This window comes from Streptomyces sp. NPDC003247 (genome assembly GCF_042888135.1).
In the GTDB taxonomy this organism is placed as follows: Bacteria; Actinomycetota; Actinomycetes; order Streptomycetales; family Streptomycetaceae; genus Streptomyces.
In genome coordinates this window covers 271,290-282,799 of record NZ_JBIAPF010000012.1, presented here as the reverse complement: position 1 = coordinate 282,799, position 11,510 = coordinate 271,290, and the positions used below count along the sequence as shown (strand labels likewise).

The window sequence follows — 11,510 nt, the reverse complement described above, 5'->3', positions numbered from 1 at the left end:
GACCCGGTCACGAGATATCTTGATGTCGAGCAATGTTGCAGACGTGGAGCGGAGCACCCGGTGACTGACTCGACCATCATCTACACACACACTGACGAGGCCCCGGCCCTGGCGACGTATTCCTTCCTGCCGGTGGTCCAGGCGTACGCCTCGCAGGCCGGTGTCTCCGTGGAGACCCGGGACATCTCGCTGGCCGGGCGGATCATCGCCGTGTTCCCGGAGTACCTCACCGAGGACCAGCGCATCCCGGACGCGCTGGCGGAGCTGGGCGAGCTCGCCAAGACGCCCGAGGCCAACATCATCAAGCTGCCGAACATCTCGGCGTCGATCCCGCAGCTGAAGGCCGCGGTCGCCGAGCTGCGCGAGCAGGGCTACGCGCTGCCGGACTACCCGGACGAGCCGAAGACCGACGAGGAGCGCGAGATCCGCGCCCGCTACGACAAGGTCAAGGGCTCCGCCGTCAACCCGGTCCTGCGCGAGGGCAACTCCGACCGCCGCGCCCCCGCGTCGGTCAAGAACTACGCCAAGACCCACCCCCACCGCATGGGCGCCTGGTCCTCGGACTCCAAGACCGAGGTCGCGACCATGGGCGAGAACGACTTCCGCTCCACCGAGAAGTCCGCCGTGATCTCCGAGGCGGGCTCGCTGCGGATCGAGCTGGTCGGCGAGGACGGCTCCACCACGGTGCTGCGCGAGTCGGTACCGGTCCTCGCGGGCGAGGTCGTCGACGCCTCCGTGATGCGCGTCGCCGCGCTGCGCGAGTTCCTGGCCGCCCAGGTCGCCCGGGCCAAGGCCGAGGGCGTGCTGTTCTCCGTGCACCTGAAGGCCACGATGATGAAGGTCTCCGACCCGATCGTCTTCGGCCACGTGGTGCGCGCGTTCTTCCCGAAGACCTTCGAGCAGTACGGCGCGACGCTGGCCGCGGCCGGCCTCTCCCCCAACGACGGTCTCGGCGGCATCCTCAAGGGCCTGGAGTCCCTGCCCGAGGGCGACGCGATCAAGGCCTCCTTCGACGCCGAGCTCGCCGAGGGCCCGGCCCTGGCGATGGTCGACTCCGACAAGGGCATCACCAACCTGCACGTGCCGTCCGACGTCATCGTCGACGCCTCGATGCCGGCCATGATCCGCACCTCCGGCCACATGTGGGGCCCGGACGGCCAGGAGGCGGACACCCTCGCGGTGCTGCCGGACTCGTCCTACTCCGGCGTCTACCAGGCCGTCGTCGAGGACTGCAAGGCCAACGGCGCCTACGACCCGTCGACGATGGGCTCCGTGCCGAACGTCGGCCTCATGGCGCAGAAGGCCGAGGAGTACGGCTCCCACGACAAGACCTTCGAGATCCCGGCCGCGGGCACCGTCCGCCTGGTCGACCAGGCCGGAAACGTCGTCATCGAGCAGCCGGTCTCCGAGGGCGACATCTTCCGCGCCTGCCAGACCAAGGACGACCCGATCCGCGACTGGGTCAAGCTGGCCGTCACCCGCGCCCGCGCCACCGGCGACCCGGCGGTCTTCTGGCTGGACGCCACCCGCGCCCACGACGCCAACCTGATCGCCAAGGTCGAGGCCTACCTGCCGGAGCACGACACCGAGGGCCTGGACATCCGCGTCCTCGCCCCCGTCGAGGCGACCAAGCTGTCCGTGGAGCGCATCCGCCGCGGCGAGAACACCATCTCCGTCACCGGCAACGTGCTGCGCGACTACCTGACCGACCTCTTCCCGATCCTGGAGCTGGGCACCAGCGCCAAGATGCTGTCGGTCGTCCCGCTGATGGCGGGCGGCGGCCTGTTCGAGACGGGCGCCGGCGGCTCCGCGCCGAAGCACGTCCAGCAGCTGGTCAAGGAGAACTACCTGCGCTGGGACTCCCTCGGTGAGTTCTTCGCGCTCGTGCCCTCCTTCGAGCAGTACGCCACGGCCACCGGCAACACCCGCGCCCAGGTCCTCGCCGACACCCTCGACCGCGCCACGGCGACCTTCCTCGACGAGGACAAGTCCCCGACCCGTCGCGTCGGCGGCATCGACAACCGCGGCAGCCACTTCTACCTGTCCCTGTACTGGGCGCAGGAGCTGGCGCGGCAGACCGACGACGCGGACCTGGCGAAGGCCTTCGCCCCGCTCGCGGAGGCGCTCACCGCGAACGAGCAGAAGATCGTCGACGAGCTGATCGCCGCCCAGGGCAAGCCGGCCGACATCGGCGGCTACTACCAGCCCGACCCGGCCAAGGCCGCCGAGGTCATGCGCCCGTCGGCCACCTGGAACGAGACGCTCGCGTCCCTGAGCTGACGCCTCGGTGACGGGCCCGCGGCCCGTCGTCCGCTCCGCCCCGGCCGGGATTCCCGTGTCCGGGGCGGAGGTGCGTCAGGCGCCGGGCGACGGCCGCCACGGCGGGCCGACGCCTGCCGCGTCAGGCGTCGGGCCGCGCGGCGCTCGTCCGGGTCACTTCCGGGGGGAGCAGGGGTCGCAGCAGGAGGGGGCGGGCTCGACGCAGACGGTGACGGTGTCGGTGTTGTCGGCGGGGCCGGGGTCCCTCTCGTTGCCGACGGCGGTGGCCGTGTTGGTGATCCGGCCGGCCCTGGTGGCCTTGCCGCGCAGCACGAGGGTGGCGGTTGCGCCGTCGGCCAGGTCGCCCACGGCCCACCGTCCGGTGGCCGCGTCGTAGCTGCCGGTCGTGCCGTCGGCGGACAGGAAGGCGAGGCCGTCCGGGAGCGGGTCGGTGACGGTGACGCCGGTGGCACCGTTCGGGCCGGTGTTGCGGACGGTGACGCGGTAGGTCACGGTCTGGCCGACGGTGACGGTGGTCGCGTCGGCGGCCTTCGTCACGCCCAGGTCGGCGGCCGGCCTGACCTGGGTGAGCTCCTCGTCGGAGGTGGCCGTCAACGGCTGCGGCCGGTCACCGAGCCGGTTCTCGTAGGAGGCGGTGGCCGTGTTGCTGATCTGCTTGCCGCCGCTGGCCCGGTCGATGACGACCCGGTACTCCACGGTGGTGCCGGCGGCCAGGGTGCCGGTGTTGGGCAGGCTCCCCCCTGTCACGCCGGAGGCGCCGTCGCCGAGGTGGAAGACGACCGCGTTCGCCCCGGCGTCGTAGTACGCCTGGTCGTCGCCCCGGCCGTCGGTCTTCGCCCCGGCGTTCGGGCCGTCGACGATGCGCAGGGAACCGGGCACGTACGTCGTGCCCGCCGGGACGACGTCGGTCAGGACGAGGTTCTCGGCCCCGCCGCCGCCCTCGTTCCTGGCGGTGACGCGGTAGGTGACGACATCGCCCACCTCCAGCGGCCCCGTCGGGATCGCGGCCTTGTCGAGCACCACGTGGGGAGCGGTGCCGAAGAAGATGCCGTCCAGGAAGTTGCCGATGCCGCGGTTGCCGCCGGCGGAGGAGATGGAACGGAAGGCGAAGCGCGTCAGCGTCTGCCCGGCCGGCACGGTGTAGGTGCCCGTGTAGAAGCCCCAGGCGGTGTTGCCGTCGGTGAACCGCCTCTGCTCCACCGCGGAGCCGGGCGCGCCGATGTCCAGGGCCATGGTGTCCTCGCCCTGACGGCCCCGGTGGTACAGGCGCCAGTACAGCGTCGTACCGGGCGTGGTCGGCAGGTCCTGGTAGAGCGTGGAGACCTGGTTCGCGTTGAGCTCGGCGAACTGTGCGCCCTCGGCGGACGGCACCCCGTTGAAGCCCGACCGCCACAGCTCGATCCGGTGGTCGGAGGCGGTGGTGAGCCAGCCCGGGACCCGCTTGGGCGCCTGCGTCTGTGACGCGTCCGGCAGGATCTCGTAGTTGGTCACGGCGGGCTCTTCGAAACTGCCGTTGACCAGGGCGACCCTGAGCGGAACTGCGGAAGGTGTGGCCATGGTGCTTCCCCTAGCGTCGAGACTGCTGGAGCGCCCCGCCGGCCGGCCCGATGTCCTGAGTGCCGTGGCGGAGCCGAGACAGCCCGTAGCGCATCGCAATCGGACAAACACGTAAAGTGACGACCGATGCGGGTCGGCCAACCTCGTACGGCAGGTTTGCGGAAGCCGCCCCCCGGGGGGCCCGTGTCGCACCGTCACCCCTGCGCGATCGGCACACCGCTTCCACCCCACACACCACGGGACCCTCTTCCACCTCCGCCGTCACGGCCGAAAGTCCCCCTCGCCCTCCGCGCGCCCACCCTCCCTCAAGGTGATGCGACAGCGCCCGTGTTGACGCTCGACGGCACATCGTCAACAGGCGGAACGCCGGTTTCAGCAGTGCGAGGCCCTCGCCACGGCGAAGTCCCGTACGTACCCTCGTGCGGCATTCGGGTGAATGCGTCGAGCGATGTGGGGCTTTCACCGGTGCGCGCCCGTCCCCACTTGCATGCTGGCCGCATCGATTACCGGGGGGCGTTTTCCACCGTGCAGGACGGAGCGGCCCGCCCGGGACGTTGTCGGCAGCAGAGAGGGGCTGGAGCGTGTACGAAGCGGGAAACCGTCCGGCGGCCCACGGCGGGCGTGCCGCCGTGCCGGTGCCGCGGAGGCGGCGGGAAGTACGGGGAGTACGGGGAGCGTACGGTCTGGGGGTGCTCGTCGCGGCGACGCTGCTGGCGTCGTCGTTGCCGGGGAGCGCTGCCGCGGCGGCGCAGGCACCGGCGGCGCAGGCCCCGGCAGCGGTGGACACGCAGTGTGTCCAGGCGGGCAACGCGACGCTCAGCCCCAGGTTCTACTGGCGCAACGTGCTGGGAGCCCGGCTGGGTGAGGGCACGATCCACGAGTCGTCGTCGCCGAACCCGTTCGGCGGGCAGATCGCGCCGGGATCGACGTTCACGTTCAGGTGGCGTCCGGAGACCACGCGCAACCCCGTGGGGTCGCAGTACCACATCCACCGGGTCAATCTGGCATCGGTGATGGCGGTGGCCGACGTGGAGTCGGTGGCCGGGCCGGGCAGCCTCAACGGGACGACCCTGAGCGCTCAGGAGAACCCACCGCAGAAGCTGGGGAACACCGAGGTGAGGTTCCGGATCAGGCCGGGGACGGAAGGGCGCACCGCCACGTTGTCGTCGGCCGACCACAGCCTGACGACGAAGTGGCTGTTCGCCAGCATCAACAACATCTGGGAGAACACCGGGAGCATCTCCTTCGTCGTCCGCAGCCGCGCCGACCTCGGCTGCGAGACGTCTCAGGTTCCCGGGTAGCGGCACGTCGTGCCCGGGCGGGGCCGGGGCGGCTCGCCCCGGCGCCGACGGGACTCGTCGGCGCCGCCGCGTCCGGGTGACCGGCAGGACGCCGGCGGAGCGGCGGCTCAGGCGCGCAGCCACTCCGTGACGACCACCTCCCCGCCGGTGCGCAGGCGCAGCGCGAAGGGACCGGCGGGCGGGGCGTCTCCGGCGAAGCGGCCCAGGTCGTCGGCGGTCAGGGCCGCGCCGGAGCGGGGCCCGTCGAGGACCTCGATGGAGGCGGGCTGGGGCGGCAGCAGCTGGCCCATCAGTCCGTGCGTGGTCACCTCGACGTCGACGGTCAGGCCGCCGGAGTGGAAGGTGAGCATCCGCGGCACGTCCACGGCGCCCCGGACCGGGATGGCGTCGACCAGCGAGTCGAAGGTGAGTTCGGCGATCCTCGCGTCGAGGTCGTGCAGCGCGTAGGCCTCGACGGCGAGCTGCCGCAGCTCGGCCGGGACCGGGTCGAGGATGGCCGCGGCCTCGCGCAGCTCCTCCTCCAGACCGCCGTGGTCGAACTCCTCGTCGTCGAAGGCGGCGGCGTCGGCCGTACCGGCCCCGCCGTCCCTGCCGTCCGTGCCGTCCGTGCCGTCGGTGTCGTCCATGCCGTCGGGGCCGCCGTCCGTGTCGTCCATGTCGCCCATGTCATCCATGTCGTCCATGCGCTCCGTGCCGTCCATACCGTTCACAGTGCTCCCCGTGCGTCGAGTCGGGCGCGCAGGCGGCGCAGACAGCGCTGGCGCATCGGTCCGATGCTGCCCACCGCGATGCCCAGTGCGGCCGACACCTCCTGGTAGCTGGGCGGCGGCGAGGAGATCAGCACCCGCAGCAGCTGCCGGCAGCGCTCACCGAGCGCTTCGAACTCCTGCCAGAGGCGGCGGACGCGCTCGCTCTGCGCGGCCGCCTCCTCCGAGTCCAGCACCGACTGCTCCGGCGTGCGGTCCTCGCTGACGCGGTCGAGCAGCTGAGGGTCGTCCGTCGGGGTCAGCCGGCGCAGGCTCTTGATCACTTTCAGGCACTCGTTGCGCGCGGTGCTCGCCAGCCAGGAACCCGCCTTGTCCGGCTCACGGATGCGGCCCAGGTGCTGGGCGAAGCGGAACCAGGCGGTCTGGTACACCTCGTGGCCGTCGGCCTCGGAGAGCCGGTGCGCGCGCACGACGGACCACACCAGCGGGCTCAGCCCCTCCACCAGCGCCTTCCAGGCCGCCGTGTCACCGTCGACGGCGGCCTGGACGAGTGCGCCGACTTCGTTACGGTCCACGGTCCCACCCCTCGTGTACGGCCTGTCATCGTACGCCGTGGCGGGTGCGGCGTCGGACCTCATACCGGCCTCACACCGAGGGAGCGAGCTGTGCGACCGGTGCGGGACGCCAGGTCGGCGGGCGCAGCACCGGTACGTGGGAACCGCGCACCTCGGCGAAGTCGGTCGGGGTGGCCAGCAGTTGACGCGCGGCCGCGCGCGGGTCGGTCTCGCCGTGCGCCGTCATGTGCGCCGCCACCAGCCCCGCCACGACGGGCGTCGCGAACGACGTGCCGCTCCAGGAGGCGAGCCCCTCGAACATCACCTGGTCGGGCTTGCCGGAGGTGGCCGCCCGCTCCTCGCTGAGCACGCCGGTGTGGCGCGGCGACCGGCAGGGGCAGGGGTAGGTGAAGCCGTAACGGCAGTCGTCGTACGTGGAGTGCTGGTAGACGTACGGGACGGGGCTGTCGAAGCCCGTGAGGGCGCTGACGAGGCGCTCGCCGGGGGCGAAGACCCGCACCCAGGGGCCGTGGTTGCTGAAGCAGGCGCCGAACTCGCCGTCGCCGCGCAGCGCGCCGACCGAGACGACCGCGTCGGCGTAGTCGGGCTGGGCCGCGTAGGCGGCGGGCCAGAACGGGGTGGCGCTGGCGTTGTTGCCGGCGGCCGCGACCAGCAGGGTGGGCCGGGTGCGCAGTTCCTCCATGAAGGCGGCGACGCCGAGCAGGCCGTCGACGCGGCCGTTGGACGTTCCGGCGGACAGGCTGATGATGTCGGGCCAGCCGCCCTGCTCGACGGCTTCGAAGAGCCTGTCGCCGAAGTCGTCCTCGAGGACGGCGCCCGCGTCGTTGAGGGTGCCCCGCACGGTGACGTCGGTGTTCGGGGCGACGGCGGCGACCAGTCCGGCGATGAAGGTGCCGTGGCCGACGTACTGCTGGAGGACGCCGTGCTCGTCCGTCTCCCTGATCTGTGCGTCGCCGTCGGTGTGGGCGAGCAGGGGGTAGGAGCGGTAGTCGTGCATCAGGCCGGTGTCGATGACGAGGACGCCCACCGCGCCGGCCGGGTCGTGGGCGGTCTGCGCCGCGGCCGGGTTGGGCGGCTCGGCGGTGGGGACCGGCTCGTCGCCGGGGCAGGCGTTGACGGCGATGGACACCACGTGGTTGCGGCTGACGAGCCGGCGGCCCGCCCGGTTCTCGGCGCCGCGCAGGGCGCGCAGGGCCCCGGCGACGGCGCGGTCGGTCCCGGGCGCGCCCTCGCCGGGGTCGGCGACGCGGATGCGGGTGATGCCCGAGCGGTTGGCCTGCGGGCCGGTCCGGCCGACGTGGTCGGGAACGAGGTCGGGCGCCTCGGTGAAGTGGGCGCGGACGGTGTCCTCGACGACCTGGGCCTCCTCGCCGTCGCGGGCGAGGACGACGCCCTTCTCGTAGATGAACTCGGCGGAGTCATCGGGTCCCATCGCCAAGGGGACGTCCGGCAGGGCGCGTTGGATCTGGCCGAACTGCTCGTGGAATCGCTGTGGTGCCATGGCGTGTCCTCCCCTGAGACCAGTGGTCGTCAGTCAGAGCCGCGGGGCCGTCGTCTGATACAGGTGGTGCGACGACAGGGAGGGGTGGTGCGGTTGCGATCGCACGCCCCCGCGCGCGCTCCCCGGCGCATCGATCCGGTCGATGTGCCTTCCGCTTGGCACGGCCTGATACACCGCCGCCCCTGTGGGACGGACAACCGGGGCCACTACCATCCATGGAGTGACAGCGGGAAACGACACGGTTCTCGAACTGCTGCCGATGGTGTTCGCCGCCCCCAACGACGCGCTGGCGCGGGCGGAGGGCGTGCTCGACACCGATCCGACGCCGTTGCGCGCCTCCGTCGCCCATCAGGTGATCGGTATCTGGCAGCGGGACTGGGGCGACATGCGGCTCGCCCTGGACCACCTGCGGCGCGCCCGCGCCCTGGCCGCCCGCGCGGACTCCGCCGAACGCGAGGCGGACGTCCTGGCCACCCTCGGGGTGGCGCTGGTGCACGCCGGCCGCACCCGGCAGGGGCTCGCCGCGTTCGAGCGGGGCGTCGGTCGCGGCACGGGCCACACCCGCGCGCGCGTGCTGTACCGGCGGGCCTACTCCTGGTGGGTGCTGGGCCACCACCGTGAGGCGCTGGAGGACGTACGCCGGGCCGTCCCCGTGCTGCGGCAGGCGGACGACGTCATCTGGACCGCGCGTGCCCTCACCCTGCGCGCCACCGTCCATCTCGCGCTCGGGGCGATCAAGCAGGCCGACGCGGACTTCACGGCGGCCGAGGCGCTGTGGGACACCACCGGGCAGGAGCACGACAAGGCGGACGCGGTGGAGAGCCGGGGCCTGGCCGCGTTCCGTTCGGGGGACGTCCCGGCGGCGCTGCGGCTGCTGGACGAGGCCGAGGAGCGCTACGCCAAGCTCGGCACCCCCACCTTCATGCTCAACATCCGGCGCTGCGAGGTTCTGATGGCGGCCGGTCTCGCGCCCGAGGCGCTGGCCGAGGCGGACGCCGCGATCGCGGTCCTGGACGGCATCGGCGGGCAGTCCACGCGCAAGGCGGAGCTGCTGCTGGCCGCGGCGCGGGCCGCGCGGCTGGCGGGCGATCCGGGGACGGCGACCGCGCGGGCGGCGCTGGCCGTACGGCTCTTCGCCGGGCAGCGGCGCACCTGGTGGGAGGCGCACGCCCAACTGGTGCTGATCGAGGCGCGGGTCGCCACCGGACGCGGGTCGGGACGGCTGGTGGCGGACGCGGTCCGGGTGGCGGAGCGGCTGTCGGGGTTCGGGGCGCCCGCGGCGCCGGAGGCGTGGCTGCTGGCGGGCCGGATCGCGCTGGACCTGGACTGGACGGCGGACGCCGAACGGTATCTGGCGGTCGCCGCGCGCAGCCGGCGCAGCGGGCCGCCGCTGGCCCGGATGACGGGCTGGGCGGCACAGGCGCTGTGGGCGCGGGCGACCGGGTCGCAGCGGGGCGTCCTGGAGGCGTGCCGGCGCGGACTGGACGTGCTGGACGACCACCGTACGACGCTGGGCGCCTCGGAGCTGCGCGCCCGGGCGACGGCGCAGGGCGCCGAACTCGCCGCGCTGGCCCAGCAGGTGAGCCTGGAGCGGGGCGGGCCGCGGCAGCTGCTGGTGTGGAGCGAGCGGTGGCGGGCCACGGTGCTGTCGGCGCCGCCCACCCGGCCGCCCGCCGACCCCGCGCTGCTCAGCGGACTGACGGCGTTCCGGGAGATCGCCGCGCGCGCGGAGAGCGCGCGGATGGACGGCCGTCCGGTGCCGGCCCTGGAGCGGGAGCAGCGGCGCCTGGAGCGGGAGGTCCGCTCCCGCACCCTGCACATCCGCGGGGAGGCGCCCGGCGACGGCGACCGTTTCGACGCCGGCCGGCTGCTGGAGCGGCTCGGGGACGGACGGCTGGTCGAACTCGCCGTCCTGGACGGGCGGGTGCAGATCCTGCTGTGCGGGGACGGACGGGTACGGCGGTTCACGGGCGGGCCGCTCGCCGAGGCCGAGCGGGAGGCCGAGCACGTCCAGGCCGCGCTGCGGCGCCTCGCCCACCCCAGGGCGGAGGGCCGGCTGCCGCTGGTGGAGGCGATGGGGCGGCGGCTGGAGGAGCTGCTGCTCGGGGAGGCCGCGGGCCGGCTGGGGTCCGGTCCGGTGGTGGTGGTGCCGCCGGCGCGGCTGCACCGCGTCCCGTGGGCGCTGCTGCCGTCGCTGCGGGAGCGGGTGCTCAGCGTGTCGCCGTCGGCGAGCAGCTGGCTGCGCGCCCGGGAGACCGAGCCGCCGCCGGGCGGCCGGCACGTCCTGGTGCGCGGTCCGGGCCTGGCGACCGGCGGGGCGGAGGTGCCGGAGGTCGCCGGGCGGTACGGCAGGCCGACGGTGCTGGAGCAGGCGGACGCGCGCGTGCCGCGCGTCCTGGAGGAACTGGACGGCGCGGCACTCGCCCACCTCGCGGCACACGGCACCTTCCGCGCCGACAGCCCCCTGTTCTCGTCGCTGCGGATGGCCGACGGCCCGCTGATCGTCCACGACTTCGAACGCCTCGCCCGCAGCCCGTACCGCATCATCCTCTCCAGCTGCGACACCGCCCGCATGGCCTCGGTCGGCGCCGACGAACTCCTCGGCCTGGTCACGGCGTTGCTGCCGCTGGGCACGGCGGGGGTGGTGGCGAGCAGCGCGCCGGTGAACGACGAGGCGGTGGTGGTGCTGATGCTGGCCCTGCACAAGGGCCTCAGCGGCGGCCTGTCGCTGGCGGAGGCGCTGCGCGACGCCCGTGCGGCGCTGCCGGGGGACGCGTCGCACCGGGCGACGGGGTGGGCGTTCACGGCGTTCGGAGCGGCGTGAGGTCCCCCGGCGGGAGCCGGCCCGCCGGTCAGGCCGACTGCCAGCGCTCCGGTGCCACCAGCCACGGCAGCGCCCGCCGGTCGCTCGCGCCGAGGCGGGTGTAGGCGCTGTAGAGGTGGTTGCCGACGGTGCGGACGGAGAGGGTGAGCCGCTCCGCGATCTGCCGGTTGCTCAGACCGGCCGCCGCCAGCGTGACGATCTGCCGCTGGCGGGCGGTGAGTTCACCGAGGACGAGGCCGGACAGGGCCGGGGTGCGGGCGCCCTGGCAGCGGCGCGCCAGGGCGACGGCACGGGTGCGGGCGGTACGGGCCGCGCCGGCGTCGCGATGGGCGCGCACGGCCTGGGCGTACGCCTCCGCGGCGAACAGCAGGAAGCCGCGTTCCTCCAGTTCCCGGGCGACCTCGTCGAGTGCGGGTCCGTCGGAGCGGGCCAGCGCGTCGGCGTGGCGCGCGAGAACGCCGCCGGCCGGGAGGAGGGGCAGGGCGCGCTCGGGAGCCCCGAGGCGTACGGCGTCGTAGACGGCGTAGGGATCGCCTGCGGGACTCGTGAGGCGGTGGCCGTGAACGGTGCCGGGGCGGTACGGGACATCGGGGTCGCGCGGGACATCGGGGTCGCGCGGGACATCGGGGTCGCGCGGGGCGTCCGGGCCGTACGGGCCGTACGGGACGTCGGGGTACGGGGCGTCGACGGCGTGCGGGAGTTCGGGACCGTAGGGGACACCGGAGCCATGCGGGGCGCCAGGACCGTACGGGACACCGGAGCCGG

The 11,510-nt window shown here is 73.7% G+C and carries 8 protein-coding genes; 3 read left to right on the top strand and 5 right to left on the bottom strand.

The window, feature by feature from the left end:
- The first annotated feature begins 60 nt into the window (after window positions 1-60).
- Window positions 61-2,280: an NADP-dependent isocitrate dehydrogenase gene (locus tag ACFYWQ_RS34315; protein WP_389521993.1), complete on the top strand. Its 2,220-nt coding sequence runs from the start codon at window positions 61-63 to the stop codon at window positions 2,278-2,280.
- 153 nt (window positions 2,281-2,433) lie between these two features.
- Here the strand turns inward: ACFYWQ_RS34315 and ACFYWQ_RS34310 are convergent, their stop codons facing one another.
- A complete protein-coding gene (locus ACFYWQ_RS34310; protein WP_389521992.1) occupies window positions 2,434-3,837 on the bottom strand; it encodes a hypothetical protein in 1,404 nt (467 codons plus the stop codon).
- Window positions 3,838-4,526: 689 nt separating this feature from the next.
- Between ACFYWQ_RS34310 and ACFYWQ_RS34305 the strand changes: the two genes are divergently transcribed.
- Window positions 4,527-5,138 (top strand): hypothetical protein, encoded by a 612-nt coding sequence (locus tag ACFYWQ_RS34305; protein ID WP_389521990.1) that lies wholly within the window; start codon window positions 4,527-4,529, stop codon window positions 5,136-5,138.
- 107 nt (window positions 5,139-5,245) lie between these two features.
- Here the strand turns inward: ACFYWQ_RS34305 and ACFYWQ_RS34300 are convergent, their stop codons facing one another.
- The 3 genes from ACFYWQ_RS34300 to ACFYWQ_RS34290 all read right to left on the bottom strand — a co-directional run bounded on the left by ACFYWQ_RS34300 (window position 5,246) and on the right by ACFYWQ_RS34290 (window position 7,921).
- Window positions 5,246-5,764, bottom strand: coding sequence for a hypothetical protein (locus ACFYWQ_RS34300; RefSeq protein WP_389522044.1), 519 nt, complete (start codon window positions 5,762-5,764; stop codon window positions 5,246-5,248).
- A gap of 80 nt (window positions 5,765-5,844) precedes the next feature.
- Entirely contained in the window at window positions 5,845-6,483 is a 639-nt protein-coding gene (locus ACFYWQ_RS34295; protein ID WP_389521988.1) for an RNA polymerase sigma factor, read from the bottom strand.
- A 7-nt stretch (window positions 6,484-6,490) separates the two neighbouring features.
- Window positions 6,491-7,921 (bottom strand): S8/S53 family peptidase, encoded by a 1,431-nt coding sequence (locus ACFYWQ_RS34290; protein WP_389521986.1) that lies wholly within the window; start codon window positions 7,919-7,921, stop codon window positions 6,491-6,493.
- 259 nt (window positions 7,922-8,180) lie between these two features.
- Here ACFYWQ_RS34290 and ACFYWQ_RS34285 point away from each other — a divergent pair, with 259 nt between their 5' ends.
- Window positions 8,181-10,745, top strand: coding sequence for a CHAT domain-containing protein (locus ACFYWQ_RS34285; RefSeq protein WP_389522042.1), 2,565 nt, complete (start codon window positions 8,181-8,183; stop codon window positions 10,743-10,745).
- 28 nt (window positions 10,746-10,773) lie between these two features.
- On the opposite strand, the gene ACFYWQ_RS34280 is transcribed toward ACFYWQ_RS34285, so the two are convergent.
- Window positions 10,774-11,510 (bottom strand): LuxR C-terminal-related transcriptional regulator (locus ACFYWQ_RS34280; RefSeq protein WP_389521984.1); only part of this gene is annotated, 737 nt, incomplete at its 5' end.